General features: G+C 71.8%; 24 protein-coding genes and 1 pseudogene. 13 read left to right on the top strand and 12 right to left on the bottom strand.

Annotated elements, in window-relative coordinates; translation table 11 throughout:
* Nucleotides 1-5 precede the first annotated feature (5 nt).
* Nucleotides 6-1382, top strand: a complete 1377-nt coding sequence (locus ACSHWO_RS19375; RefSeq protein ID WP_438313368.1) for an MFS transporter — start codon at nucleotides 6-8, stop codon at nucleotides 1380-1382.
* A 682-nt stretch (nucleotides 1383-2064) separates the two neighbouring features.
* Here the strand turns inward: ACSHWO_RS19375 and ACSHWO_RS19370 are convergent.
* On the bottom strand, nucleotides 2065-3114 hold the full coding sequence (locus ACSHWO_RS19370; protein ID WP_438313366.1) for a WD40 repeat domain-containing protein: 1050 nt from the start codon (nucleotides 3112-3114) through the stop codon (nucleotides 2065-2067).
* A 76-nt stretch (nucleotides 3115-3190) separates the two neighbouring features.
* Here ACSHWO_RS19370 and ACSHWO_RS19365 point away from each other — a divergent pair, with 76 nt between their 5' ends.
* Nucleotides 3191-3883 (top strand): GDSL-type esterase/lipase family protein, encoded by a 693-nt coding sequence (locus tag ACSHWO_RS19365; RefSeq protein ID WP_361095786.1) that lies wholly within the window; start codon nucleotides 3191-3193, stop codon nucleotides 3881-3883.
* A gap of 191 nt (nucleotides 3884-4074) precedes the next feature.
* On the opposite strand, the gene ACSHWO_RS19360 is transcribed toward ACSHWO_RS19365, so the two are convergent.
* The 3 genes and pseudogenes from ACSHWO_RS19360 to ACSHWO_RS19350 all read right to left on the bottom strand — a co-directional run bounded on the left by ACSHWO_RS19360 (nucleotide 4075) and on the right by ACSHWO_RS19350 (nucleotide 7234).
* On the bottom strand, nucleotides 4075-5064 hold the full coding sequence (locus ACSHWO_RS19360) for an aldo/keto reductase (RefSeq protein WP_438313364.1): 990 nt from the start codon (nucleotides 5062-5064) through the stop codon (nucleotides 4075-4077).
* Between the two features lie 143 nt (nucleotides 5065-5207).
* A pseudogene (locus tag ACSHWO_RS19355) lies at nucleotides 5208-5294 on the bottom strand (ATP-binding protein); the annotation flags it as partial.
* Between the two features lie 230 nt (nucleotides 5295-5524).
* Nucleotides 5525-7234: an AIPR family protein gene (locus ACSHWO_RS19350; protein WP_438313362.1), complete on the bottom strand. Its 1710-nt coding sequence runs from the start codon at nucleotides 7232-7234 to the stop codon at nucleotides 5525-5527.
* Nucleotides 7235-7488: 254 nt separating this feature from the next.
* Between ACSHWO_RS19350 and ACSHWO_RS19345 the strand changes: the two genes are divergently transcribed.
* The 4 genes from ACSHWO_RS19345 (at nucleotide 7489) to ACSHWO_RS19330 (ending at nucleotide 9500) form a co-directional block, all read left to right on the top strand.
* Nucleotides 7489-7680, top strand: coding sequence for a hypothetical protein (locus ACSHWO_RS19345; RefSeq protein ID WP_438319163.1), 192 nt, complete (start codon nucleotides 7489-7491; stop codon nucleotides 7678-7680).
* The gene (locus ACSHWO_RS19340; protein ID WP_438313360.1) at nucleotides 7664-8188 is read left to right on the top strand and encodes a DUF6879 family protein; all 525 of its coding nucleotides are present in this window, start codon (nucleotides 7664-7666) and stop codon (nucleotides 8186-8188) included. Before ACSHWO_RS19345 ends, ACSHWO_RS19340 begins: the two co-directional genes overlap by 17 nt.
* Nucleotides 8185-9015, top strand: a complete 831-nt coding sequence (locus ACSHWO_RS19335) for a helix-turn-helix domain-containing protein (protein WP_438313358.1) — start codon at nucleotides 8185-8187, stop codon at nucleotides 9013-9015. The genes ACSHWO_RS19340 and ACSHWO_RS19335 overlap by 4 nt, the downstream gene beginning before the upstream one ends.
* A gap of 263 nt (nucleotides 9016-9278) precedes the next feature.
* Complete coding sequence (locus ACSHWO_RS19330; protein WP_438313356.1) at nucleotides 9279-9500, top strand: DUF7848 domain-containing protein; 222 nt, start codon at nucleotides 9279-9281, stop codon at nucleotides 9498-9500.
* 1171 nt (nucleotides 9501-10671) lie between these two features.
* Here ACSHWO_RS19330 and ACSHWO_RS19325 read toward each other — a convergent pair.
* Nucleotides 10672-12321 carry a recombinase family protein gene (locus ACSHWO_RS19325; protein ID WP_438313354.1) on the bottom strand — a complete coding sequence of 550 codons (1650 nt, stop codon included), beginning with the start codon at nucleotides 12319-12321 and terminating at the stop codon, nucleotides 10672-10674.
* A 71-nt stretch (nucleotides 12322-12392) separates the two neighbouring features.
* Here ACSHWO_RS19325 and ACSHWO_RS19320 point away from each other — a divergent pair, with 71 nt between their 5' ends.
* Entirely contained in the window at nucleotides 12393-13247 is an 855-nt protein-coding gene (locus ACSHWO_RS19320; protein ID WP_438313352.1) for an aldo/keto reductase, read from the top strand.
* Between the two features lie 251 nt (nucleotides 13248-13498).
* Here ACSHWO_RS19320 and thpR read toward each other — a convergent pair whose 3' ends face one another.
* From thpR to ACSHWO_RS19300, 4 genes are all read right to left on the bottom strand, one after another.
* A complete protein-coding gene (gene thpR, locus ACSHWO_RS19315) occupies nucleotides 13499-14074 on the bottom strand; it encodes an RNA 2',3'-cyclic phosphodiesterase (RefSeq protein ID WP_438313350.1) in 576 nt (191 codons plus the stop codon).
* Between the two features lie 408 nt (nucleotides 14075-14482).
* A complete protein-coding gene (locus ACSHWO_RS19310) occupies nucleotides 14483-15994 on the bottom strand; it encodes a flotillin family protein (protein ID WP_438313348.1) in 1512 nt (503 codons plus the stop codon).
* A gap of 162 nt (nucleotides 15995-16156) precedes the next feature.
* The gene (locus ACSHWO_RS19305) at nucleotides 16157-16360 is read right to left on the bottom strand and encodes a hypothetical protein (RefSeq protein ID WP_438319161.1); all 204 of its coding nucleotides are present in this window, start codon (nucleotides 16358-16360) and stop codon (nucleotides 16157-16159) included.
* A gap of 109 nt (nucleotides 16361-16469) precedes the next feature.
* Complete coding sequence (locus tag ACSHWO_RS19300; RefSeq protein WP_404241325.1) at nucleotides 16470-17378, bottom strand: DUF3027 domain-containing protein; 909 nt, start codon at nucleotides 17376-17378, stop codon at nucleotides 16470-16472.
* 382 nt (nucleotides 17379-17760) lie between these two features.
* On the opposite strand from ACSHWO_RS19300, the gene ACSHWO_RS19295 reads away from it, so the two are divergent.
* From ACSHWO_RS19295 to ACSHWO_RS19280, 4 genes are all read left to right on the top strand, one after another.
* Complete coding sequence (locus ACSHWO_RS19295; RefSeq protein WP_438313346.1) at nucleotides 17761-19131, top strand: MFS transporter; 1371 nt, start codon at nucleotides 17761-17763, stop codon at nucleotides 19129-19131.
* 137 nt (nucleotides 19132-19268) lie between these two features.
* A complete protein-coding gene (locus ACSHWO_RS19290; RefSeq protein ID WP_385848797.1) occupies nucleotides 19269-19754 on the top strand; it encodes a DUF2771 domain-containing protein in 486 nt (161 codons plus the stop codon).
* Between the two features lie 16 nt (nucleotides 19755-19770).
* Nucleotides 19771-20517, top strand: a complete 747-nt coding sequence (locus ACSHWO_RS19285) for a futalosine hydrolase (protein ID WP_438313344.1) — start codon at nucleotides 19771-19773, stop codon at nucleotides 20515-20517.
* Nucleotides 20483-21364: a 1,4-dihydroxy-6-naphthoate synthase gene (locus ACSHWO_RS19280; RefSeq protein ID WP_438313342.1), complete on the top strand. Its 882-nt coding sequence runs from the start codon at nucleotides 20483-20485 to the stop codon at nucleotides 21362-21364. The genes ACSHWO_RS19285 and ACSHWO_RS19280 overlap by 35 nt, the downstream gene beginning before the upstream one ends.
* Before the next feature lie 68 nt (nucleotides 21365-21432).
* Here the strand turns inward: ACSHWO_RS19280 and ACSHWO_RS19275 are convergent, their stop codons facing one another.
* Complete coding sequence (locus tag ACSHWO_RS19275; protein ID WP_125548056.1) at nucleotides 21433-21816, bottom strand: cold-shock protein; 384 nt, start codon at nucleotides 21814-21816, stop codon at nucleotides 21433-21435.
* 187 nt (nucleotides 21817-22003) lie between these two features.
* On the opposite strand from ACSHWO_RS19275, the gene ACSHWO_RS19270 reads away from it, so the two are divergent.
* A complete protein-coding gene (locus tag ACSHWO_RS19270) occupies nucleotides 22004-22282 on the top strand; it encodes a hypothetical protein (protein WP_438313340.1) in 279 nt (92 codons plus the stop codon).
* Nucleotides 22283-22319: 37 nt separating this feature from the next.
* Here ACSHWO_RS19270 and ACSHWO_RS19265 read toward each other — a convergent pair whose 3' ends face one another.
* Both ACSHWO_RS19265 and ACSHWO_RS19260 read right to left on the bottom strand, forming a co-directional pair.
* A complete protein-coding gene (locus ACSHWO_RS19265; protein ID WP_438313338.1) occupies nucleotides 22320-22982 on the bottom strand; it encodes an HAD family hydrolase in 663 nt (220 codons plus the stop codon).
* Nucleotides 22983-23138: 156 nt separating this feature from the next.
* Nucleotides 23139-24116: a hypothetical protein gene (locus ACSHWO_RS19260; protein ID WP_438313336.1), complete on the bottom strand. Its 978-nt coding sequence runs from the start codon at nucleotides 24114-24116 to the stop codon at nucleotides 23139-23141.
* A gap of 96 nt (nucleotides 24117-24212) precedes the next feature.
* Between ACSHWO_RS19260 and ACSHWO_RS19255 the strand changes: the two genes are divergently transcribed.
* Complete coding sequence (locus ACSHWO_RS19255) at nucleotides 24213-26723, top strand: helicase C-terminal domain-containing protein (RefSeq protein ID WP_438313334.1); 2511 nt, start codon at nucleotides 24213-24215, stop codon at nucleotides 26721-26723.
* Nucleotides 26724-26756: the final 33 nt, after the last annotated feature.

Here is a 26756-nt window from a genome sequence, read left to right as displayed (position 1 = left end):
CGCCCTTGAGTACGGGAAACGGAGCATCCTCCGCACCCGGCCATACACCCACCCCTACCACTCGCACCGCGAGTGACACGCGCACCGCGAGCCGGACACCGAGAACCTCACGGCACTCGATGTTCAGCTCGCTGAGGATCCGGAACTACCGGCTCTTCGCCACGGGACAGGCCGTCTCGAACACCGGCACCTGGATGCAGCGCATCGCCCAGGACTGGCTGGTCCTGTCCCTGACCGGCTCGGCCTCCGCCGTCGGTATCACCATCGCGCTGCAGTTCCTGCCGATGCTGGTCCTCGGCCTCTACGGGGGCGTCCTCGCGGACCGGCTGCCGAAGCGGCCGCTGCTCGTCGCCACCCAGAGTCTGATGGGGCTGACCGGCGTCGCGCTGGCCGTACTCACCCTCGCCGGACACGTCCAGGTCTGGCACGTGTACCTGGCCGCGCTCCTGCTCGGCCTGATCACGGTCGTGGACAACCCCGCCCGGCAGACCTTCGTCTCCGAGATGGTCGGCCCCGTGCAGCTCGCCAACGCCGTCAGCCTGAACTCGGCGAACTTCCAGTCCGCGCGGCTGGTCGGCCCGGCGCTCGCCGGTGTGCTGATCACCGCCGTCGGCTCCGGCTGGGCCTTCCTGCTGAACGGGCTGTCCTTCGCCGCACCCGTCGCCGGGCTGCTGCTGATGCGGACGGCCGAACTGCACCCGGTCCGGCCGCAGCCGCGCGCCAAGGGCCAGCTGCGGGAGGGCCTGCGCTACGTCGCCGGGCGGCCCGAGCTGGTCTGGCCGATCGTGCTGGTCGGGTTCATCGGGACCTTCGGCTTCAACTTCCCGATCTGGCTGTCGGCCTTCGTCGGGGACGTCTTCCACGAGGGCGCGGGCACGTACGGGTTCCTCAACACCCTGCTCGCCGCCGGCTCCCTGGCCGGCGCCCTGCTGGCGGCACGGCGCGGGACCTCGCGGCTTCGGCTGCTGGTCGCGGCGGCGGTGCTGTTCTCCGCGCTGGAGGTCGTGGCCGCGTTCGCGCCCGGCTTCTGGCTGTTCGCGGCGCTGCTCGTACCGATCGGGATGTTCGGACTGACGGTCAACGTCACCGCCAACGCGAGCGTCCAGACCGCCACCGATCCCGAGATGCGGGGCCGGGTGATGGCCCTGTACATGATGGTGTTCACCGGCGGCACCCCGCTGGGCGCGCCGGTGGTCGGCTGGGTCACCGACACGTACGGGCCGCGGGTCGGCATGGCCGCCGGTGGCGCCGTGTCGCTGGCCGCGGCCGCCGGTATCGCGGTGGTCCTGTCCCGGATCGGCAACCTCCGGCTGAGCGTCAGCCGCCACGGGGTGACCTTCGTCCCGTCGCGGCCCGGCACGGTCCTGGTCAAGGCGGCGTAACCGCCGCCCGAGCAAGGCGCAGCCCCGCCGAGCCGAGGGCCGGCGCAGCCCCGCCGAGCCGCCGAGGGCCGGGTCCCGCCGCCCACCAGGGCCGCGGACCCGGCCCGCCGGCCGTGACGCGGGGGGCGCCCCGCCGGGCCCGTCCGCCGCCGCACGGCCGCGGACCGTGCGTGGCCGCTCGCGCAGTTCCCCGCGCCCCCTGCCCCCGGGCGGCCGGCGGCCCTGCCCGCCAGCAGGCGCCGAGGCCGCCGCAAAGGGCCGTTCCCGCCGCTGTCCCCCTCCACCCGGTGGACGCCTGAGCGCGCAGTTCCCCGCGCCCCTGAGCCGGATCCCCGGGGCGCCAGAGCACTGCAAGCCCGGGGCCCCGGCCGCCGGAGCCCCCAGGGGCGCGGGGAACTGCGCGACCCACCACACGCGACCCGCACCCGCCCACCGGCGGGCGGAACCCCGGGGCGCGGGGAACTGCGCGAGCAGGCGGGCGCGGCCCGCAGCCGCCCAACGGTGGGCAGAACCCAGGGGCGCGGGGAACTGCGCGAGCAGCCACACGCGGCCCGCAGCCGCCCAACGGTAGGCGGAACCCAGGGGCGCGGGGAACTGCGCGAGCAGGCGGGCGCGGCCCGCAGCCGCCCGGCGGTGGGCGGGAGCACAGGGGCGCGGGGAACTGCGCGAGCGAGCCAGTGGGTCAGGAGGGCGGGCGGCGGCGGAGCAGGCGCTTGGCGGCCAGGACCCCGAGCCCGCCCAGCAACAGGACGGCCGCGCCCTTGGTCAGGCCACCACCCCCCTGCGGCTGCGGGGCCGCCGCGGCACCCGGCGGGGTCCCCGGGGCGGTCGGCCCCGGGGACCCGGCCGGACCACCCGCCGCCGGCTTCACCGGCACCGCCACCACCCGGCTCCCCTCCCCCTCCGCCCCGAACAGCAGCGTCGACCCGTCCGGCGAGTACGTCACCGACTCCGCCTGGCCCTGCCACGGCGCGTCCACCCGCTCCCCCTCGCCCTCCGGCCGCCCGTCCTTCCACGGGTAGGTCCGTGCGAAGAAGTACCCCCGCAGCGTGAGCCGGTTCCCGTCCGGCGAGAACGCCCCGTCCGTCACCCACGGCACGTCCGCCACCCGCCGGAACACGTTCGTCCCCGACCCGGTCAGCCGCTCCGGGCCCTCGTACAGCCCGCCCTTGTCCTCGCTCTTGCTCGCGATGTACACCCGGCCCGTCACCGGATGCACCATCAGCGCCTCCGCGTTGCGCGGCCCGTCGGCGTACTGCACCGTGAACTGCTCCGCCTCCACCGTGGCGTCCGCCAGCTGCTTCGGCTCCGGGAAGCGGTAGATCCACACGTGGTCCCAGGTGCCGTTGCGGTTGTCGCCGATGTCGCCGACGTACACCTTCCCGTCCGGCCCCACCGAGATCGCCTCGACGTCGCGCGGCCTGCCGATGCCGGTCAGCGTCAGCCGCGCCACGGTCCTGCCCGTCGCCGAGTCCACCGCGTACACGTACGGGCCGTCGTCGCTGTCGTTGTGCGTCCAGTACACGCCCGGATGGCTCCGGCTCGCCGCCAGCCCGCTCGACTCCTTGATCCGCGGATCGGCGAGGGTGAACCCGGTCGGCGCGGCCGCGGGCGTCGGGGTGGGCGCGGCGGCCGCGCCGGACGGTGCCAGGGCGAGGACGACGGCGGCCGCTACACCGGCGGCAGGGAGGGCGAACGGCGACGGCAGCGGCGACGGCAACGGGAGGCGCATGACCCCAGCCTGCCAAAGCGGGCCGCGTGTCCGGCATCACAGGGGCGCGCGGCGCGTGATCCGCGATGATGACCGGATGCGTTTCATGTTCGTCGGCGACTCCATGACCATCGGACGCGCCGGCGACTACACCTGGCGCTACCGCATGTGGCAGCACCTCAACGCCACCTTCGGCGGCCCCTACCGGATCGTCGGCCCCCGCTGCGAGCTGTACGACACCGCCGCCGACGCGCCGACCAGCCACGCGTACGCCGACCCCGGCTTCCCCGAGCGCGCCCGCCGCCACCTCGCCGGATGGGGCGAGGGCTGGCAGCACATGGCCCCCGCCATCGGCCCCGCCGTCGCCGCCGGCCGGGCAGACGTCCTGCTCGTCTCCCTCGGCCTCATCGACCTCGGCTTCTACACCGGCGCCGAGGAAACCGCCGCCAACATGCGCCGGTTCGTCGCCGAGGCGCGCGCCGCCCGACCCGGCATACGGATGGTCCTGCTGCCGGTCATACCGAACAGCCGGGCCGACGAGGACGAGCTCTTCGCCGCCGAGGTCGCCCGGTTCAACGAGCTCCTCGCCAAGGCCGTCGCCGACCTGTCCACCGACGCCTCGCCGATCCTGCTGGGCGCGCGCCCTGACGCGTACGACATCCACCGCGACACCTACGACGGCACCCACCCCAACGCCTCCGGCGAACACCGCCTGGCCGGCGAGTTCGCGGCCGTCCTGCACCAGGCCTGGGGCATCGGCGGCCCCTACCGGCACGCCGACGCGGCCTGACGGCCCGTAACACGCCCTATGTCCGGGACCTTGCCTGGAGTGCACTCCACCCAGTTGGCTGGTGCCCATGAAGTACACACAGCTCGGGCGCACCGGCCTCAAGGTCAGCCGACTTTTAACGCCAGCTTGAGTAGGAGGTGGTCGCCGCCCAGAGTGAGGGGACGACGACCACCGTACGTATGGCTACCTGATCACCAGGCGAAGGCCTCTGGGGACGGTCCCGGTCCGGGGAAGATCTCGTTCAGTCCGGCCAGCACCTCCTCGCTCAGCTCCAGTTCCAGGGCGCGCAGGGCGCTCTCCAACTGTTCGGCGGTGCGCGGGCCGACGATGGGGCCCGTAACACCCGGCCGGGTGAGAAGCCAGGCCAGGGCCGCCTCGCCGGGCTCCAGGCCGTGCTTCTCCAGCAGGTCCTCGTACGCCTGGATCTGCGCTCGTGTCGAGCTGTTGGCCAGCGCGTCCGCGGAGCGTCCGGAGGCGCGGCGGCCGCCCTCGACCTCCTTCTTGATGACCCCGCCGAGCACGCCGCCGTGCAGCGGTGACCACGGGATGACCCCGAGGCCGTACTCCTGGGCCGCCGGGATGACCTCCATCTCGGCGCGCCGCTCGGCGAGGTTGTAGAGGCACTGCTCGCTGACGAGGCCGACCATCCCGCGCCGGGCGGCCGTCTCGTTCGCCTGGGCGATCTTGTAGCCGGGGAAGTTGGAGGAGCCCGCATAGAGGATCTTGCCCTGCTGGATGAGCACGTCCACGGCCTGCCAGATCTCCTCGAAGGGAGTCCGGCGGTCAATGTGGTGGAACTGGTACAGGTCGATGTGGTCGGTCTGAAGCCGCTTGAGGCTGGCCTCGACGGCCCGGCGGATGTTCAGCGCCGACAACCGGTCCTCGTTCGGCCAGGTCTTGCCCTCACGGGACATGGAGCCGTAGACCTTGGTGGCCAGGACCGTTTTCTCGCGCCGGCCACCGCCCTGGGCGAACCAGGTGCCGATGATCTCCTCGGTGCGGCCCTTGTTCTCGCCCCACCCATACACATTGGCGGTGTCCACGAAATTCAGACCTGCGTCGAGGGCGGCGTCCAGGATGCCGTGGCTGGTCGGTTCGTCTGTCTGCGGACCGAAGTTCATCGTGCCGAGTACGAGTCGGCTGACCTTGAGTCCGGTGCGTCCGAGCTGCGTGTACTTCATGGGACCCAAGCCAACTGCTTCGAGTCCACTCCAGGCAAGAGCGGCCCGCACAGCCCTCGATTTATGCATCAACGCGCATGGTCGCGTTGATGCACAGACGGCTGACCACCGCCCTTCGTACGGTCTTGGCGGTCGGCCCCTCATGCGGCATCGACCAGCCGGTAGAAGCCCTTGGTGTCGACCGGGGAGACGGGCAGGAGCCTGATGTCGTCGACGGTGATCAGGTCGATGGACATCAGCAGAAGCATCGCTGAGCAGTTCGGCGGCGTTGAGCCGGCGGCCTCGGAGGAAGAGGTCGCCGAGGCATGCTCAAGAAGTCGGCAGAGTTCGCGGCCTCGGGCAACCGCGTCTACCTCCCGCTGGGTGACTGACCTGGAACCACCGAACGGGCCCGCGACCTCATGGGGGAGTCGCGGGCCGGTCCGTTTGTGGCTGTCCGGCAAGCCGGCCCGGCCATCCGCTACTTGAGGAATGAGCGGATGAGGTCCTGTGTAAATGGCTGGCGCTTAAGGCGGTCTGGAGTTGGGAGTTGACCTCCACCAGCCGCAGCCACCATCTCTGCAACGGTGCGGAATACGGGTACCTGCTCGGGCTTCTTGAGCGCGGCGATAATTTCCAAGCTCTGCTCTTCGCACTTCTTGTCATCAAGAAGTGCAGAGTTCTTGCCAAGTACGTGGTACTTGTATGCCATAAGAATGTGGTAACGCGCGGGCTTGAAGATCGAGTCCAAGCCCGTTCGGAATGCGTTCTCAAGCTTGTACGCCGCAAAAGCGCTCGCCACGTAGGGGAGGAGTCTGTGGTCATCCCGAAAGATGGAATCCCCTACGTCACCGTAGAGTCGGTGTGCATATCGTGCTGCTGCGTGAGGCGAGTCAAGGAACATTGCGGTGATCGCTCGCATCTGATCCGCAATGGTGACGATCCTTGTTTTGGTTACTTCCTTCTTGTAGAACTGCCCTGAGCGTCGTTCGTAGGTGAGCTTCACGTCGGCCGTGTCTAGAAGGTAGAAGTCTTCAAGCTTCTTCTGGATCTTCGTCAGAGCCACTAGGTCGTTTTCTTGGACTGCGGTCTGAGAATTTGTTGCGCGGATGATCTGTGTTGCTACTTCCTCATCGCCCGTTACAACCAAGCGGATGGGGACGTACACAGTGGAAATTGCCTCGCCGAGAGACTCTTTCGAGAGATGAAGGCAATGGCTGGTTTGGCAGCCATTCACGATTTGGTAGCCGGATACGGCAACGGCGTCACCAGGCTTGGGTGAGTACTCCGAGGCCACGACGGTGACGCCGTTGTTGAGGACGGGGAGTAGGTTTCGCTCTGCTGACGTCAATGTGGTCATGATCTGCTTGTTGACGGGGTTGTCTTCTCCCTTGAACCCGCGCACGTTGTCGTAGAAGACTCGCTCATCCAGGGATCCGTCGTCGCTGTTCTCGATCAACTTCAAGAGTTCTGATACCGAGACAACTCCGAGAATTGCCTGGTCTACGCCGGGCATCTTGGGGAGGTTAACCTGCTTCTCAAGCTGAATCTCCACCTCGTTGGCGTGATTCCTCTTGACCCATGCGTCGTGGATGTCGTCTGCGCCTAGGACGGACATCGTTACCTTGCCGACAAATCCGAGGTTGGAGATTTGTTCGGCTACAGTGGCGATCTTACCTTTAGTACTCTCGGCTGCTGTCGATGGCTTGGGGGCGGTCGTCACAAAGGACAGCAAGACTGCTGGGGAGGTCTTGAGTCGGCTCGCGTAGTTCTCAAAAATAGAACCGAGCGCTTCGGACAAAGATTCAATTCGAGGATATCCGGGGAACCCTTCATTCTTGAGGAATTTTCGAACAGTGTCCCCGAAGTTCAGGATCTCAGACCCTGAAACCGACCCGGACTGCTTCGCCTGAATGAAGTGGAGTGAAACCTCCAGTTTTGCTGTAGCGTCGCAGATCTCCTTGACGTCGTCGACGTCCCATGCGAGTTGGCCGTTGATTTCGAGTGCGATGACGTCGACTCCGGCCGTGCCCTTGTCGAGCAGTAGATCGCTCTTCTGTGTTTGTGAAATAAGATCGCTTGGGAGGATCAAGCTTGCAGCGAACAGCTCGAAGGCGTCCGAGTCCTTAAGTTTCAGGAGTTCTTCTTCCTCGCGAAACTTCTTGAAAAGCCCCTGGATGAGAGGGTTCATGAACTGTCCACCCCAAACTCGTCGCTCGCATGCCACTCGTGCAGTTGCGTCACATTATGGTCGCAAGATCGGATTGCGGGGAGTGGTTCGAGGATCTAGCGCTCGGTGAGGGTGTGGCCAGTGTTACGGTCCGCTGGCGGCCCGAGGTGGGGTTTGGGTTTCCCGTTGCGGAAACCAGGAGCCCTTGTCTTCCCCTCGCGGGAGCCGGAACGATGAGCCCTGACCAGACGGCAACCGCAGCAAGGGGGCACGGCGTGGAGGTCAGGAAGCTCGTAACGACCTGTGAGAACGGGGACTGTCCCACGCTGTACGCGACTGACCGGGACACCCTTCTCGTGCAGGGTGGGGTGCCGGCCGACCACGGGCTGGCGATCCCGGCGCACGAGACCCTGGTGGAGATCCCCATCGAACTCATCCGGAAGGCCATCCGTGATCAGCTCATCTAGCAACCTGACTGAGCGGTTCAAGACCTTCGAGCGAGAAGCGTTCCGGCTGGAGATCCTGGACGACTACAACGTGCCGTCGAGCGCAGAGAACCTGCGCGCGTTCCTCGCGGGTGAGCCGCAGCCGGAGGACTACAACGAGGGGTGGGTCGAGACCGTCCGAGCCGCCACGCAGGCCGGCAGACGGATGTACCGGGTGCACATCGTCTCCCGACCGTTGACGGCCTACCTACGCTACGAGCTCGGCTGGGGGTACATGAAGAACATGACGGGCGGTGAGGAGTTCTTCATCTTGGACATCACCGAGAAGCCGAACCCTGTGGAAGGGGCGCCGGACTTCTGGCTGTTCGACGAGACCTCCCCGGTCGTCATGAACTACGACGACACGGGTGCGTTCCTCGGGCCGGACTTCCTTGAGGCCGGGCGTGCGGCGGACTTCGTCCGCTACCGAGACACGGCTCTCGCTCACGCCGAGCCGTTCCCCGAATGGTGGGCGAAGTACGGCGGGTGAACAGAACCGAACTGGGATCGGCGCTGCGGGCGCTCCGGCAGGCATCCGGCAAGGAAGCCAAAGCCGTCGCACGCAGCGCCGTCATGTCCACCGCCAAGCTGTCGAAGATCGAGAACGGCCACATGGCGCCCAGCGTGGTGGACGTGGAGCGCATCCTTACGTCCTTGGATGTGTCCGAGCAGGTCAAGGCCGAGTACATGGCCGCGGCACGCGCTCAGGCCACCGAGGCGACGGCCTGGCGGCTGTTCCGACGCATGGGCTTCCATCGGAAGCAGGAGGAGATCCGGGCCCTGGAAGCCTCGATGAAGCTTCTGCGGCTGTTCCAGCCGTCCCTGGTCCCCGGTCTGTTGCAGACACCCGAATATGTACGCGCCGTGCTGCAAGGCAAGGGACTGAGCGAGGACCAGCTCGCCCGAACCATCGGGGCTCGGATCGAGCGTCAACGAGTGCTGTACGACACCGGAAAACAGCTCCGCTTCGTCATCACGGAACCCGTGCTGCGCTGGCGTCTTCTTCCGCCCGCGATGATGGCCGGACAGCTGGACCGCATCGCCTCCGTCTCCCGCCTGCCGAACGTGGACGTCCGAGTCGTTCCCCTGGACCGTCCGCAGACCGACGTGCCGGGGCACTCCTTCGTCATTCGGGACGACCGCATGGTGACGGTCGAGACCACGCACGCCGAGGTGATCGTGACCGATCCCAGGGATGTCGCCTTGTACGTCGACAAGTACGAGCGCTTCGCCTCAGTGGCCACCGTCGGCGACGCCATGCGAGCGATGCTCGATGACATCCGGGACGGATTCTTGCGTGAACGGGAAACGGGCTAGATCCCGCTGATCAACGGCTGGACCATCGTCTCTACCGATTGAACGAGCGGGGAGGCGCACGGCGTGAGCAGAGCGAAGACGACGATGTCGGGGCCGATGTACCTGTCGTTGCCGAACGTGCCGCCGAAACCGGCGGACGGGTGTGGGGTGTGCAGAGCGCTGGTCGCGCAGCGCCAGGAGGCTCGGGATCTGGGTGACCTGTCGGCGGCGACGGACGCCGACGTGGAGATCCGCAACCATCCGCACCGGACTCGGAGGTCGTGATGACGCGCTCGGTCCTGCGGTACGTGGAACACCGCATCACTCGGCACCTGGGGTCGGACATGACTTTCGAGGCCGAGTGTTTGCGCTGCGCCTGGCAGGCGCCGGCCTCGGACGACGGAGCAGCGGTGGACATCGAGTGCATGAGCCACACAGGTCGAACGGAGCACCAAGGTTTCCGCCGCTGGTGCACGTCCTTCGCGTGGGTCGAGCGCACGGGATAGCCCACGGCCGCATCGTGGGAAGCGGTGCCTCAGACGTCCTCGGACGGACGGCGGCGAAGGGGTGGGGTATGACCCCCTGAGCCTGGCAAGGCAGACCGCCACGTCTTGGCCGCTGAAATCCTGCCACAGTTCCCAAGGCCCTCAGACAGCGGCGAAGGAGGCGACTGGGAAGAATACGCAGGTCAAGCCGCCTCACCCCATCCGGCCGGTGGTCAGGAGGCTGCACAAGAGTGCAGCCCCTTGAGGCTTGTCCTTCGTGGCTTCGCTCCATTGGGGGCGCGCAGCGCCCCACCTGGTTAGCTTTCCCGACCTTCGTTTGGGCCCCTGCGGGGCCGCTCTCTCGAAGCAGGCTCGGGCTACGACGGCCTGACGGCCGCCCCTTGCCTTTGCCGCTGAGGGCGCTGCCGCGCCTCGCTTCCCTTCGCCGTTGCTGAGCATGCCGCTTTGCACTGTCGGCCCCGGCAGGGGCCGCACTGTGAGGGCAAATAGATAAGAGAGGAAGCGTCTGTTTCCGCAGCTCAGAGGCATTGTGGGTACACGTGAGGCGTGTGTCGACTACACGCGGGAGCGGTGCCTATCGGTCTTGGTGGATGCGGCAGGGGACCGGTGCGCCCTTCCTCTTCTGGAAGAGGTGTGGAGGGACGACGAGGCAAGCGGCCCCGGATCGCGGTGACACGAGGTCCAGCCGCTTCGCTCGGATGACGGCATTGGTCGCGCTCTGGTCCGACAGAGGCTGGTCCTCCTTGCCCAGTAGAGCGGCCAACTTCCCCGGACCGAAGCTCGCGTGGCCCTGGCAGTCGGCCCACCCGAGGGCGGCGAAGTGGACGCGGTACGCGAGCTGGTGCCGGGAGTCCTGGGCCATGCGCCGGTACTCATGCTGGGAGATTCCGCCCCAAGAGCGGCCAGTACCGAAGTGGATAGCCACTGAGCGCGGCTCCTTCCTGTGCGGCGCACGGGTACGCCAGTTACCCCCGCCTGGTGGCGGGACATGTGCCTCCCTTTCTTCGCGGGGGTGGACCAGCCACGGCCGGCATGGTCCTCACAGGGTGCCCAGGCTTCGGGCCCGGACTCGGTCTCGTGCAGTCGGGAGCGACGGCGGCGACCTGGCAGGAATGCTACAGAGCAGAGGAGGGCCCGCAGCCGGGCCCTCTTGTCATCCAAGAGGAGACAATCAGCTCTCGCTGTGCACCGCCGCCAAATCCCGGACCCGGCGCTTGAAGTCCATCGGGATCAAGACCTGCACGCGGCCCTTCCCTTCCTGCCACATGCCGTCATGTCCTTCTGGGGACATAGATTGCACGGCAGTCATGGGTGGCAGCTTCTCGGCGTGGATGACCGCCCTGACTCCGGCTGCCCGGAGTTCCTTGCCCTTCTCGTGCTGGGTCGACAACTTCGCCCAGCGCTCCCGGTAGGTCTCATTCGTCGGGATCTCCTCCCAGCCGTCTGGCCGGGTGGGCTGGGCCATGAGTTGCTCGCGGCGTGCGTCCAGCCGCTTGTACGTCTCCCGGTACTCCTGCTTGCCCAGCTCGCTGGAGTAGAGACCGGCTTCGCGGTCCTCTCGCAGCTCGGCCAGCGCGCGGTTCACCTCCTCGATGTCCCGCGTGAAGTCGATGCCCGGGCGGAAGACCTTCCGCACGATCTCGACATCGCCGGCCGCGCGTAGGAAGACCTCCTCGACGGCTCCCTCCAGCACATGAGCCGCAATGCCCTTGCTGCCCGTAGGGCAGGGCTTGTGCGTGGTCCGGGACGCACAGCGGTAGTAGGGCCAGTTCCGCCCCGGGCCGAGGTAGGCGGGTTCACCGCAGGTACAGAAGGCGATCCTGAGCATCGGGGAGCCGCCCTTCCGGTTGCCGTTGCGCTTGCTGGTGTTCTCGTCCAGCTTCTTGTTCGCCAGCTCCCACTCCTCTTGAGTGATCAGCGGCTCCGCCCGCTGGAGAGGGCGCCCTTCCGTGTCACGGACAACGCGGGTTCGCTTCGTCTTCTGGCCGTCGATGACAACTTCCTCCGTCACCTCCATCTGACCGAGAACGTTCAGGGAGCGCACCACCTTGGCTGTGTTTGCGGCGGTCCACCGGCCGCCCTTCGGGGGCTTGCCGTTCCTGATGAGCTGAGCGTCGAGCGATACCGGAGTCTTGGTCGGGTCCTCATTGAGCCACTGGGCGATGCTGTTCGCCGACTCGCCCTCGATAAGCCGGCGGACGATCTCGCGCAGCGTCCCGGCGGTGTCTGTTCCGTAGTCGTCCGGGACCAGCCGCCAGCCGTCACCGGTGTCCTGCTTCTCCGCCCGGTAGCCGTACGGGATTCGGCCACCGCGCCAGCGCCCCTCCTTCACCAGGTGGTTGTACGAGGACTTTGCCCGGGCCTTGATGGCTTCGAGCTCCCCTTCCGCGAAGGAAGCGATCAGGCTGAACAGCAGCTTGCCCATCTGCGTGTTCAGGTTGATCCCGTCCTCGACGGTGGCGACCTCCTTGCCGTGCTTTTCGCACCACTCCACGAGCGTGTGCACGTGGAGCACACGCCGTGAGAGGCGGTCGAGCTTCACCGCGCAGATGATGTCGTACTCGTCGGCCCGGGACTCCTCCAGCGCGATCCGGTGCTCGATCGAGCTGGCCTCCTTGCCGATGGTGGACGGCAGCCACTTGCTGAAGTCAGGGCGCTTCCACGGCTCGACACCGCCGGATACATCGATGTCCTCGACCCACCCGACAACGACGTGCCCTTCCTGGTCGGCCCATCGTTGAATCGATCGGCGCTGGCGCTCCGGCGATGTGGTCTCGTCCGACACCTTCGACAGACGGACTACTCCCAGGAGTCTTGCCACTTGCTCTCCCCATCCCCTGTGGTCCTTGGGGATCGACGCTAGGGTCCCGGCGGGCACGGCGTCAAAATAGATTGTTTGGTACCGCCAACGTGTACGGCTGGGGCGAGAACAAGGGCCGCACCGAGGAGATCCTCGGCACCTGGTTCGCGCAGGGCGACCGCCGCCGCGAGAAGACCGTCCTCGCGACCAAGGTCTACGCCAGCATGGCCCCCGAGGGCGCGCCGTGGCCCAACTACGACCGCCTGTCGGCGCTGAACATCCGGCGGGCCGTCGACGCCAGCCTCAAGCGGCTGAACACCGACTACATCGACCTGTACCAGTTCCACCACGTGGACCGGCAGACCCCCTTCGAGGAGATCTGGCAGGCCGTCGAGGTCCTCGTCCAGCAGGGCAAGATCCTCTACGCCGGCTCCTCGAACTTCCCCGGCTGGAAGATCGCCCAGGCCAACGAGACCGCCGCCCGGCACGGCCGGCTCGGCCTCGTCAGCGAGCAGTGCCTGTACAACCTGGCCGAGCGGCGCGCCGAGATGGAGGTCATCCCGGCGGCGCAGGAGTACGGCCTCGGGGTCATCCCCTGGTCCCCGCTGCACGGCGGGCTGCTCGGCGGAGCCATCCGCAAGGCGGCCTCCTTCGGGCGGAGCGCCTCCGGGCGGTCGGCGGACGCGCTGGCCAACACGGCCGTACGGGCGCAGGTGCAGGCGTACGAGGACCTGCTCGACAAGCACGGGCTGGAGCCGGGCGAGACGGCCCTGGCATGGCTGCTCACCCGGCCCGGCGTCACGGGGCCGATCGTCGGCCCGAGGACGCCGGAGCAGCTCGCGTCCGCGGTGCGGGCGGTGGAGCTGGAGCTGTCGCAGGAGGTCCTGGACGGGCTCGACGAGGTGTTCCCGGGCCCGGGAACCTCCCCGGAGGCCTTCGCCTGGTAGCGCGGCAGGGCGCGGCCGCCGTAGGGCCCTGCAGGGCCCGCGTGGCCTGTCGGGTCGCTGTCGGGGCCGGCCGGCTGCAGCTACTGCCCGACGGCGGCCGCCACGGCCACGACGACGAACATCAGCACGAGCACGCCGGCCATCACACGGTTACGGGTCTTGGGATCCACCCGTCGAGCCTAACGCGACCGCCGCCGCTCCCCGTACGGAGGGGCGCGGTGGCGGGCGGTGGGTGGGGTGCGTCGGCGGGGTCAGTCGGCGGGGGCGGCCGGCGGGGCGCCGCCCAGGGCCCACGCGCCCACGACCTCGTAGCGGGGGCGCTCCCCGGGCACGCCGCCCGCGGGCAGGTTGCTGCGGACCAGGCTCAGCTCGGTGACCTGCCAGGGGCTGCCCTCGAAGTCGGCGAGGGCGTCCAGGTACGGGCGCATCGGGGTGCCGCCCTGGCCGCGGGCCAGGGTGAGGTGGGCGGTGTACCGGCGGTGCTCGTCCATCGGCACCCCCGCCCGGCGGGCCGCGGCGTCGGCCCGCTCGGCCAGCAGCCGCATCGTGTCCAGCCCGCCGGCGGCGCCGGTCCACAGGGCGCGGTCGCCGAAGTGGCCGATGCCGTGGAGGCGGAGCGGGAAGGGGTCCGTGCGGTGGGCTGCGCGGGCCAGGCGGGCGTGGAGGTCCGGGAGCAGCTCGTCCCGGACCTCGCCCATGAAGGCGAGGGTGAAGTGCCAGCCCGGCTCCGAGGTCCAGCGGAGCCGGCGGTCCCGGACGGGGTCCACGGCCCGGCGGAGCTCTTCGAGGGCCGCGGGGGGAGGCAGGACGGCGGCGAATAGCCTCATGCCGCCGAGCCTAAGCGCTCCGCCGGCCCGCGACCCCTCCGGCGCGGTTCCCCGCGCCCCTGCCCGGCTGATGGCCCCGGGGGCCACCGCCCGGCCCACCGGCCCCGGCCCGGGCACGACCCGCCCGCCCACCCGCCGAGGGGCGAGTGCGGGCCGTGCGTGGTTGTTCGCGCAGTTCCCCGCGCCCCTGGGTGCTCGGGCCTGGGCACGAGGGCTCGGCCCTGCCGTGCGGCTGCCGGCCCGGGGACTGCTGCCCGGGGGCGCGGGGAACTGCGCACGCACGGTCTGCGGCCGACCGCCCCGGGGGCCCCGGCCCCGCCGTGCGGCTGCCCGGCCCAGGGGCTGCCGCTCAGGGGCGCGGGGAACTGCGCGCTCGGCCACGGTGGCCCGCAGGCAGCGCGCCGCGGGTCAGGGTTCCGTGATGGGGATCGGGGTCGGGGCCGGCTGCGGCTGCGGCTCCGGCGACGGCTGCGGCTCCGGCGACGGCTGCGGCTGCGGCTGCGGCTGCGGCTGCGGCTGCGGCTGCGGCGGGGACATCGTGGACAGGAGTTGGCGGGCCAGGCCCAGGCCGGCGCCACCCATGGTCAGGGCCTTAGTGAACATCTCCGACATGCCCTCGGCCCCGTTCAGCAGGACCATGTGGTCCACGTTCTCGAACGCTCCGGCCCCCGCCCGGACGATCGCCGGCCAGTTCTCGGCCAGCTGCTGCGCGACGACCGCCTCCTGGTTCTCCGCCAGCGCGGCGGCCCGCGCCTTGATCCCCTCGGCCTCCGCGAGGCCCCTCGCCCGGGCCGACGCCGCCTCCGCGAGGCCCTTCGCCTCCGTGGCGGCGGCCTCCGCCTCACCGGTGACGCGGGTCGCCGTCGCCGCGGCCGTACCCCGCGCCTCGGTCGCCGCCGCGTCCGCCTTCGCCGCGGTCGTGACCCGTGTCGCCTCCGCGGCCGCCGCCAGCTCGGTCTCCCGCGCCAGCGCCTCGGCGGCGGAGATCCGGGCGTCGCGATCCGCCTCGGCACGGGTCCGGATCTCGTACGCCGCCGCGTCCGCCGGCTTGCGGACGTCGGCCTGGAGCTGCTGCTCGCGCCGGTACGCCTCCAGTTCCGCGACCCGCGTCTCCTGGACGACGACCTCCTGCCGGGCGGCCGCCTCGGACAGCGGTCCGGCCTGCCGGGCGGTGGCCGCGGCCTTGTCCCGTTCGGCCTGGTAACCGGCCTGGAGGATCTCGCTGTCGCGGGTGGCTTCGGCCATCCGCGCGGACGCGGTCTGCTCGGCCTCGGTCGCGAGCCGGTTGGCCTCGGCCTGGGCGATGCGCGCGTCCCGCTGCACGGCGGCGGCGTGCGGCATGGCCAGGTTCTTGATGTAGCCGGTCGGGTCCTCGATCTCGTGGATCTGCAGCGAGTCGACGATCAGGCCGAGCTTCTCCATCTCCGTACCGCAGGCGGCCCGGGTCTGCCCGGTCAGCTTCTCCCGGTCGCGGATCATGTCCTCGACCGTCAACCCGCCGACGATGGCCCGCAGATGGCCGGCGAAGACGATGTGCACCCGCTCCGGCATGATCTTCTGCTGGTCCAGGAAGCGGCGCGCGGCGTTGGCGATCGACACGAGGTCGTCGCCGATCTTGAAGATGACCACGCCCTTCACCCGCAGCGGGATGCCCTGGTGGGTGACGCAGTCCACCGACAGCTGGGTCTCGTTCAGGTCGAGCGACAGCTTCCGCACCGCCTGGACGCCCGGGACGACCAGCGTTCCGCGCCCGGTGACGATCCGGAACCCCATGCCGTCGCCCAGGCCCTCGGTCTTGTGCGCCGAACCGGAGATGACCAGCGCCTCGTTGGGTTCGGCCACCCGCCACATGAGTTTGAACAGGCCGATCAGGGCAAGGACCGCAGCGAGAACGATTCCCGCGATGACGCCGACGTCCATCGGCAACTCCCCCCTCCGCGCAGTGCCGTTCGGCACTGACGAGGGTGCGAGTGTGCGCCCGCCCCGGCGCCGCGCAGAAGACGTCTGCACGGTGTTGTCGCCGTCTTGGTACGGAGTCACAAACGGGCGCTGCCGGGTTTACCGGCGTCACCCCGTCGTGGCTCAGTGCCCGTACGCGGCCATCACGTACACGGTGCGCGGCGGCTGGTACTCGACGACCGTGACCACGGTCCCGACCGGCAGCCGGCGGGTCCCGGGCGCCGGGTACGCGAGGAAGTGCTCGGCGCCGCCCCGGATCCGCACGATGACCTCGCCCACCAGGCCCGGTCCGACGGTGCCGGTGACCCGGCCCTCGCGCCCGACCATGCCGCGCTCCCCGTCCCCCGCCGCGTTCCCCGCGATGCCCCCCATGCGCCGAGGGTACGCCGTGCGGGCCGGTGGGCCGAGGGGCTGCGGTGCGCGTCCCGGGCGGGGGTTACGAGTGCCCGAGGTCCGCGGCGGGCAGGTCCGCCGACGGCACCGATCCGGTGTCGGGGGCGGGCCGCAGCGGGAACTCGTCCGCGGCCATCGAGTCCAGGACGGGCGGTGCGGGCCGCAGCGGCTTCGGCATGACCGCGGCCTCGGAGTGGCCGCCGCAGCCGTACGAGAGGGAGACCAGGTGCCCGTCGGCGGGGCCGAACTCGTTGGCGCAGATGCCGAAGGCCTGGCCGAGGGAGCCGCCGATCGCGACGAGGAAGCCGCAGGAGACGCAGGATGCGGGCGCGGCCTGCGCCATCGGGGTCTTGGCGCCGTAGCCCTCGTCCCAGCGGTCGGCGGCGGTGTGCAGGCCGTAGCGGGACAGGACGCGGGCGCGCCGCATGCCGAGTTCCTCGGCGACGGCGGTGATCGAGCCGCGGGCGGGGACGACGGTGCGGTCGGTGACGTCGGCGTCCTCGGCCTCGACCAGTTCGGCCATCTCGTGGGAGACGGCGGAGTTCGGCGGCGGGGCGTCCTCGCCGGAGTAGCCGGGCTCCAGCCGCAGGTCGTCGGCGTCGGTGGGCAGCAGGTCGCCGGGGCCGAGGTCGCCGGGGCGCAGCCGCTCGCTCCACGGCACCCACTCGGGGGCGAGGAGGGCGTCGGAGCCGGGCAGGAGCACCGTTTCGTCGAGGGTGACGTTCTTCGCGCGGGAGGCGCGGGTGACGGTGACGGCCCACCGCCAGCCCCGGTAGCCGGGGTCCTTGCACTCGAAGAAGTGCGTGACGACGCGGTCGCCCTCCGCGATCACGGCCACGTGCTCGCCCACGACTCCGGGCGCGGCAAGTTCCTCGGCCGCCCCGCGGGCGAGGTCCACCGCCTCGGCGCACAGGCGGTCGGGGGTACGGCTTCGCGTCGTCGCAGCACTCACAGGTCTCGTTCTCTCCTACGCCGTCTCACGAGTGCGCCGTCCGTACTGTCGTCCACAACGACCCGTCGGTCCTGTCCGTACGTGGCGCGAGCGGAGCGGACCTGAGGGCCGCGTCGACGTCCGCGCCCGATCGGCCTCGGGCACACCCACCTGCAATCCATTCTGCGGGATCGCGAAGAGGCGCGCGGCCAAGAGCAACCGCCGGTGGCGCGCTACGCACGCTACCTCCTTCGACGCCCGTGGCCCACATGCAAGGTCCGATTCGCGGACAACCCTGCGACGCGACCGTAACCGGAACGCGGTTCCGGGCTCTCTGCGAGGCCGGCCGGGCCGCGGCCGCGGAACGCGCCGGGAAGGGACCGCGGCAGGCGTGTGGGGCACTATGTCGAGTGTGGCACCCGCACGGTCGTCGCGTGACGGCTCGGGACCGGCCAGACGGGCCGGCCGGGCGGTGGGGCGTGCCCTGCACCTCCCCGTCACCGGTACGGCGCGCGGGATCCGACGGGCGACGCACGCGCACGGGGCGGGCGAGTCGGGGCTCGGCAAGCTGATCGAACTGCACGCCGTGAACGGCGCCGGCGATGTGATGATCACGGTGGCGCTGGCGTCCACGGTGTTCTTCTCGGTACCCACGGACGAGGCACGCGGCCGGGTCGCCCTCTACCTGGCCATCACCATGGCCCCGTTCGCCGTGCTGGCCCCGGTGATCGGGCCGCTGCTGGACCGGCTGCCGCACGGGCGGCGCGCGGCGATGGCCGCGGCGATGCTGGCACGGGCGGTGCTCGCGCTGCTGATGTCGGGCGCGGTGGCCACGGGCAGCCTGGAGCTGTACCCGGAGGCGCTGGGCGTACTGGTGGCCTCGAAGGCGTACGGGGTGGTGCGCAGCGCGGTGGTGCCACGGCTGCTGCCGCCGTCCTTCTCCCTGGTGAAGGCCAACTCGCGGGTGACGCTGGCGGGACTGCTCGCGACGGGCGCGGCGGCGCCGGTCGCGGCCGGGCTGAACACGGTGGGACCGCAGTGGCCGCTGTACGGGGCCTGCCTGATCTTCCTGGGAGGTACGTTCGCGGCGTTCACGCTGCCGCACGGGGTGGACGACGCCAAGGGCGAGCGGCGGGCCCGGCTGTCCACGCACGAGCCGCACTCGAAGAAGCCGGGGCTGCGCACGGTCAGCCGGTCGGTGCTGTGCGGCCTGCTGGCCAACGCGGCGATGCGCGGCCTGTCCGGGTTCCTGATCTTCTTCCTGGCGTTCCTGCTGCGGGAGCACCCGCTGTCCGGGCAGAGCGCGGCGGTGTCGCTGGGCATCGTCGGTGTCTGCGCGGGGCTCGGGAACGCAAGCGGAACGGCGGTGGGCGCCTGGTTGAAGGCACGGGCCCCCGAGGGCATCGTCGCGGCCGTGCTCGCGCTGGCCCTCGGGGTCGCGGTCCTCTCGGCGGTGTTCTACAGCGGGCTGATGGTGGCGGTGCTGGGGACGACGGCCGGGTTCTGCCAGGCGCTGGCGAAGCTGTCGCTGGACGCGATGATCCAGCGGGACGTGCCGGAGGCGGTGCGGAACTCGGCGTTCGCCCGGTCCGAGACGCTGCTGCAGGTGGCGTGGGTGCTGGGCGGGGCGATCGGCATCGTGCTGCCGCTGAACGGGGTGCTGGGGATGGCGGTGGCCGCCGCGATCGTCGCCGCGGGCACGGCCATGGCCGTACGCGGCCTGCTGTCGGCCCCCCGCCACCACTCGGACTCCCCGCGGCCCCGCGTGGCCTGACCGGGGCGCTGGAGGGGCCCCGGGACGGGCTCCGGGGGTGTCGGGCGGGCCTGGCCGGGTGGGCCCTCGGCGGCGCGCCGCAGGTCGGCGGGACCCCGTGCGGCGGGGGAGCGCACGGGCCCGATAGCCTTCGGCTCATGACCGCACCGCTTATCTCGGGTAAGGGCCGCCGCAGCGTCGCGGCCCTCGCTGCCGTGTCCGCCGGCCTCCTCGTCCTCTCCGCCTGCGACAAGCCGACCCCGCTGGCGACCGTGACGGTCGGCACCTCGTCGGTGTCCTCCGAAGCCGTCTGCCAGGACGGCGGGGAGCTGTCCATCGAAAAGGTCCAGGAGTGCCTGACCGACGCGAAGGACGCCAAGTCCGTCGAGTACGGCCGCGGTGACACCCTGCGCCTGGGCGTCGAGCCCGAGATCGTCGAGGACGGCAACCGCTGGCAGGCCGTCCTGGACGGGCAGCCCATCACCGAGCCGTCGTCCAACACGTACCGCAGCTTCCCGGGCGCCGACATCTTCGCCACCGGCGGCCAGGGCGAGGCCCCGTCCTCCAAGAAGCTGAACATCGTCCAGGTCAGCGGGGAAGGCAAGCCGCTCGCCGTCTGGGCCTTCAACATCAAGCTCAAGTAGCACCGCGCAGGCGACCGTGCGCGCGCTGATCGTGACCGCGGTGGCGGCGGAGGCCGACTCCGTCGCCGCCGGACTCACGCCCCACCCGGACCCCGCCACGCCGGAGCCGCGCGCGCTCCCGGGCGGCTGGCTCCTCGCCCGCCGCGACCTGCCCGGCCTCGCCGCCGACGTGCTCGTCGCCGGTGTCGGTCCGGCCGCGGGCGCCGCCGCCACGGCCACCGCCCTCGCGCTGGCCGACTACGGCCTCGTCGTCTCCGCCGGCATCGGCGGGGGCTTCCAGCCCGCCGCACCGCCCGGCTCCCTCGTCGTCGCCGACGCGATCGTCGCCGCCGACCTCGGAGCCGAGACCCCGGACGGCTTCCAGGACGTGCAGGAGCTCGGCTTCGGCCGCAGCGCACACCTGCCGCCGGCCGAGCTCGCCGCCCGCGCCGCCGAGGCCACCGGGGCGCTGCTCGCGCCCGTGCTGACCGTCTCCACCGTCACCGGCAGCGCAGCACGCGCCGCCGAACTCGCCGCCCGGCACCCGCTGGCCGGGGCCGAGGCCATGGAGGGCTTCGGGGTCGCCGAGGCGGCCGCGGCGCACGGCCTGCCCGTCCTGGAGATCCGCGCCGTGTCCAATGCCGTCGGGCCGCGGGACCGGGCCGCCTGGCGCATCGGCGACGCGCTGGCCGCCCTCACCGCGGGATTCCGCGCGCTGGGGCCCGTACTCGTCCACTGGGGAGAACGCCATGAGCACCGACCTGAGCACGGCCGCGCATCCTGACGGGGCGCACCCGCTCACGATCGCCTACTCGCCCTGCCCGAACGACACCTTCGTCTTCGACGCCTGGGCGCACGGACGGGTGCCCGGGGCTCCCGCCCTCGACGTCACCTTCGCCGACATCGACCTCACCAACGGCATGGCCGAGCGCGGCGAGCTGGACGTGCTGAAGGTGTCGTACGCCGTCCTGCCGTGGGTGCTCGGCGAGTACGCGCTGCTGCCGTGCGGCGGGGCGCTGGGGCGGGGCTGCGGGCCGCTGGTCCTGGCCCGGGAACCGGGGCTGGACCTGGCCGGGCGGACGGTCGCGGTGCCCGGCGAGCGGTCCACCGCCTACCTGCTGTTCCGGCTGTGGGCGGCCGACGTGCTGCCGGACGGCGTCGGCAAGGTCGTCGTGCTGCCGTTCCACGAGATCATGCCGGCGGTGCGGGACGGCCGGGTGGACGCCGGGCTCGTCATCCACGAGGCACGGTTCACCTATCAGGACTACGGGCTGCACTGCCTCGCCGACATGGGAGAGCACTGGGAGCACACCACCGGCCTGCCCATCCCGCTCGGCGCGATCATCGCCAAGCGGTCCCTGGGCGCCGAGACCCTGCGGGCGCTGGCCGAATCCGCCCGCGCCTCGGTCCGGATGGCCTGGGACGACCCGGAGGCCTCCCGCCCGTACGTGCGCGCCCACGCGCAGGAGCTGGACCCGGCCGTCGCCGACCAGCACATCGGGCTGTACGTGAACGAGTTCACCGCCGACCTCGGTGACGACGGCTACGCGGCCGTGCGCGGGCTCCTCACGCGGGCGGCGGCGGAGGGGCTGGTCCCGGCCATCGCGCCGGACGCACTGTCCTTCCCGTAACGGGGCCGCGAACGGCGGCGCCCCGCCACTCGGGAGAGCGACGGGGCACCGTGGGACACGGGGGAACCTCAGACGTCGAGCTGGTCCGCGACCGCGCGCAGCAGGCCGGCGATCTTCGTGCCGTGGCCCTTGTCGGGGTAGCGGCCGCGCTCCAGCATCGGGGTGATGTTCTCCAGCAGCGTGGTCAGGTCCTGCACGATCGAGGCCAGCTCGTCGGGCTTGCGGCGCTGCGCGGCAGCCACGGAAGGAGCGGGGTCCAGCACCGTCACCGAAAGAGCCTGGTCCCCGCGCTGGCCTGCGACGACACCGAATTCGACACGCTGGCCGGGCTTGAGCGCGTCGACCCCGGCCGGGAGTACCGACGAGTGGACGAAGACGTCCCCGCCGTCGTCCCGGGAGAGAAAGCCGAAGCCCTTCTCACTGTTGAACCACTTGACCTTGCCGGTGGGCACGTCTGTCCTCTGTCCTTGCTCGTCGGGTCCGGTCGGCCGCCTCTGCGGCTCCGGATAACAGCGCAGCGGGCCATGGGTGACCCGCCGACTCCAGGCTAGTGGGCGATGGGCAGGTGACAAGACGATCCCCGGTCCTTCGCCGGCTCTTCGCTGTCGGCTGCTCAGGCCAGGGAACTACCCTGGTCGGGTGACTGTTACTCCTCACACCGACGAACCGCGGCCCGGCGACGGCCTCGTGCGGGCCGGTGGCATCGTCTTCATCCTCGGCGCCGTGGCCACCCTCGCGACGATGGCCCCGCTGTTCCTCCACACCGAGCCGCTGCCGTCGTACGCATGGGCCATGTGCATGCTGATGGGCGTCGGCTTCGCGATCTCCGCGGCCGGTGTGCTCCGCTCCGCGGCGGCCCAGCGCCGGGCCGCCCGCGCGGCGACGGCACCGTCGCAGACGGCCCCGACGGAGCGCTGAGCGTCGGAGCGTTGGGCGTCGGAGCACCGGGCCCCGTTCAGCCCACCTGCGCGGCCACGGCGGCCCGCCCGTTCCCGACGTACTCCGCCAGCCAGTCCGGCAGCGTGGTGAGGTCCGGCAGCACCACGTCCGCGCCCGCCTCCCGCAGCTGCGGCTCCGGGCACGGGCCGGTGGGGACCGCGACCGACAGCGCGCCCGCGGTCCGGGCGCCGCGCACGTCGCCGACGTGGTCGCCGACGTACACCTGCGCCCCGTAGGCGCGCAGCGCCTCCGCCTTGGCCTCGGCCCACAGCCAGCCGATCACCGCGTCCGCGCGGATGCCGAGGTGGTCGAGGTGGAGGCGGGCGTTCGGCTCGTGCTTGGCCGTGACGACGATCGCCCGGCCGCCGAGCGCCTGCACGGCCGCGACGGCCTCGCGGGCACCTGGCATCGCCAGCGTCGGCTCGATCGCGTACGCCGGGTACAGCTCCCGGTACCGGTCGGCCATGGCCCCGATCCGCGACTCCGGGAACCAGTGGGCGAGCTCCTGTTCGAGCGGCGGCCCGAGCCGGGTGACCGCCTCGTCGGCGTCGATGAACGTCCCCGTCTCGGCCGAAAGCGCCTGGTAGGCGGCCCGGATGCCGGGCCGCGAGTCGATGAGCGTCATATCGAGGTCGAAGCCGACGGTCAGCGGGGCGGGCACGGAGGTCTCGGAGGTCATGCGCCCCATTCTGCCGAGCCGGCCCCGCCCGGAACCGAACCCCCCGCAACCCCGCCGCGAACCCCGGGCGAACACCCCGCACCGGCCGGGGACACGGGCCCCGCACGGCAACCGCCGGCCCCGCCGGCGGGGAGGGCGGGCGGGGCCCGGGGGGGGTCAGCGGCGGCGGGCGCGCCAGATCAGGTACGCCGCGGAGGCCAGGGCCGCGCCGCGGGCCAGCCAGGGCCACATGCCCTGGAAGACGCCGCCCAGCCCCTCGTCCGTCAGCGGCTCGCCCCAGCGCCCCTCCAGTCGGCCCCACAGCCACACCACCGCCCCGGCGAACACCGCACCCGGAAGCCCGAACACGACCGCCTTCCGCTCGGTCGGCCCGAGCACCCGGGACGCGTACGCCAGCACCCAGCCGCCGATCAACAGCAGCCAGAAGCCGGTCACCACCCCGGCCACCAGGACGGCCGCGGCCAGGAGGAGGAGAGCGTGGGGCCGCAAAGGCGCCGCCGCCGCCGGGGCCTTGGCCGGGGCCGCCTCCGGGGCCGCGGCGGCCTCCTTCTTCGCGCGCCGGCGCTCCCGCACGTAGCGGGCCAGGGTCTGCTTCGGCGCGGCCTCCCCGACGGCCTTGGCGTCCTTGGCGTTCTCGGTGTTCTCGGTGGCCCCGCCGGGCCGTTTCCCGGCCTCCGCCTCCGCTTCCTCGCGGTCCTCCGGGCGCACCAACAGCTCCGGGATCTCGATCCCGCCCGTGAAGCCCTCCACCTGCGGCCCCCGCCCCTGCACCGCACCGCCGTACGGGCTCGGGGTGACGCGCCACCAGTCGGGCTCGGCCCGGTCCGCCGCGGGCGCCACCCGGCGCGGGGCCCGCTGGGCCGGGACCGCCCCCGCCTCCGCCCGGGGCGCCGCGTCCTCGCCCGACGGCGTGCCGACACCGTCCAGGACGTCCTCCGGCGTGCCGATCCGCCGCAGGATGTGCCGGACCGCGTCCGGCGTCTCCGGCTCGTACTTGGCGCGCCGACGGTCGATCTCGTCCCGCAGCCCCGCCACCAGGCGCATCCGGTCACCGGACGGCATCTGCCGCTGCTGCGCCAAGTCCCCGACACGGCTCAGGTATTCGTAGACGAGGTGGTCGCTCTCGATCTCCATGCCCGGCTCCTCCCGTACCGCCCCGTACCGCCCTTCCGAAAGGTAGCGCGTGCGGCCCGTGGAGCCGTCGAGGGCGCAGCGGATACCGTTGGCCGGATGGGGACCGGCCGACGCGACCAGGAGGCGACCGTGCCTGAGCCGAGCAGCGCCACAGCAAGCAGCAGCGCCCCGCGCTCCCTCGCCGAGGCGCTGCGCGCCCGCGACGACGCGGCGCTCGCCGCCCTGCTGCACGCCCGCCCGGACCTCCTCACCCCCGTGCCGGGCGACGTGACGCAGCTGGCGACGCGGGCCGGGACCCGCGCGTCGGTGGTGCGCGCCCTGGACCGGCTCGACCGGTTCGCGCTGCAGACCGCGGAGGCCCTGGCGGTGGCCCCGGACCCGTGCCCGTACGAGGTCCTGGAGTCGCTGCTGGCCGGCACCCACACCCCGGGCGACACCGGAGCCCCCGCGCCCGCGGACAACGGCACCCGCGCCGAGCTGCCCCGCGCCGTCGCCACCCTGCGCGACCAAGCCCTGGTGTGGGGCGACGACGACCGGCTGCGTCTGGTCCGCACCGCCCGCGAGCTCCTCGCGCCCTCCGCCTCCCGCCCCTCGCCGACCGGCCTCGGGCCGACCGTCGCCGAGGCCACCGCCGGCATGTCCCCGACCCGGGTGCAGGAGATCGTCGCGGCGGTCGGGCTGCCCGCCACCCATGACCCGGTGTCGGCGGTGGCGGCCCTGACCGGCCTGTTCACCGACCCGGCGCGGATGGCGGCCCTGCTGGCGGCGGCCCCGCCGGAGGCCCGGCAGGTGCTGGACCGGCTGGTGTGGGGGCCGCCGTACGGGGAGGTCACCCCGGACCCGGCGCCGCCGGTGCGCTGGCTGCGCGACCACGGGCTGCTGCTGCCGGCGTCGGCGCGGACGGTGGTGCTGCCGCGCGAGGTCGCCCTGTACCTGCGCGGCGGTCTGGCGCACCGCACCCCGGAACCGCTCGCACCGCAGGTGACGGCGCAGCGCGAGCACCGTCCACAGCTTGTGGACGCCAACGCGGCCGGGCAGGCCCTGGCGGCCCTCGCCACCGTCGAGGACCTGGTGAAGTCCTGGGAGCACGCCGGCCCCCCGGTACTGCGCGCGGGCGGACTGTCCGTACGCGACCTCAAGCGGACCGCGGCCACCCTGGACACCGACGAGCCGACCGCCGCGTTCTGGGTCGAACTCGCCTACGCCGCCGGACTGCTGGCCAGCGACGGCGAGGCCGACGAGCGGTACGCCCCCACCCCCGCCTTCGACGACTGGCTCGAGCTCCCGCCCGCCGAGCGCTGGTCGGCCCTCGCCACGGCCTGGCTGTCGGCCACCCGCACCGCCGGCACGGTCGGCGAGCAGGACCCCAAGGGCCGCTCCCTCGCCGTCCTCGGACCCGGACTCGACCGCTCCGGCGCCCCCGAGGTGCGCCGCCGGGTCCTCGACCTCCTCGCCGCCCTGCCCGAGGGCGGCGCCCCCGATCCGGAGGTCCTCCTCGACCGGCTCGCCTGGGAGCGGCCGGTCCGCGGCACCAGCGAACTGCGGGCCCGCCTCGCCCGCTTCACGCTCACCGAGGCCGAGGTGCTCGGCGTCACCGGCCGCGGCGCGCTCTCCGCTCCCGGCCGCGCCCTGCTGGAACACCGGGACCCGGCGCCACTGCTGGCCCCGCTGCTGCCCGAACCGGTCGACCACGTGCTGCTCCAGGCCGACCTGACGGCGGTGGCGCCCGGGCCGCTGCGCCGGCCGCTCGGCGAGGTCCTGGCCGTGCTGGCCGAAGTGGAGTCCAAGGGCGGGGCGACGGTCTACCGGTTCACTCCCGGCTCGGTCCGGCGGGCCCTGGACGCCGGGCGGACCGCCTCCGACCTGCACGCCTTCCTCTCCCAGCACAGCATCACCCCGGTCCCGCAGCCGCTGACCTACCTGATCGACGACGTGGCCCGGCGCCACGGCCACCTGCGGGTGGGGGCCGCCTCCTCGTACGTGCGCTGCGACGACGACGGCATGCTGAACGAGATCCTGGCCGACAAGCGGTCCGCCGGGCTCGGGCTGCGGCGCCTCGCCCCGACCGTGCTGGCCGCGCAGGCCGACCCCACCGCCCTGCTCGACGGGCTGCGGGCGATGGGCTACGCCCCGGCCGCCGAGTCCCACACCGGCGACGTGCTCGTGGCCCGGGCCGATGCCCGCCGCACCCCGGCGCGCGCGAAGCCCGTACCCGTGCCGGAGGGGCCGCCGGTGCCGGACGAGACCCTGCTGGGGGCGGCCGTACGGGCCATCCGCGCGGGCGACCACGCGGCGACGGCGGTCCGCAAGGAGCCGGCGGGCGCGGGCGCCGCCGCGAACGGGTCGACAGCCGCGCCGGCAGCGGGCGAACTCCCGCGCACCAGCGCCGCGGAGACCTTGGCGACGGTGCAGGCGGCCGCGCTGACCGGATCGTCGGTGTGGATCGGCTACGTCAACGCTGAGGGCGCGGCGAGTCAGCGGGTCATCGCCCCGGTGCGGGTGGAGGGCGGCTTCGTCACCGGCTACGACCACACGGCCGACGAGGTGCGGACGTACGCCCTGCACCGGATCACCGGGGTCGCGGAACTGGAGGAGGAACACCTGTAGCCGGGGCCGGGGCCGGGGCCGGGGTCGCGGACG

This window comes from Streptomyces pallidus (ex Mingjun et al. 2026) (assembly GCF_051550185.1).
Taxonomy (GTDB): Bacteria; Actinomycetota; Actinomycetes; order Streptomycetales; family Streptomycetaceae; genus Streptomyces.
Note: the sequence above shows the minus strand (reverse complement) of the source record. Positions and strands in the feature narration are given on the sequence as shown.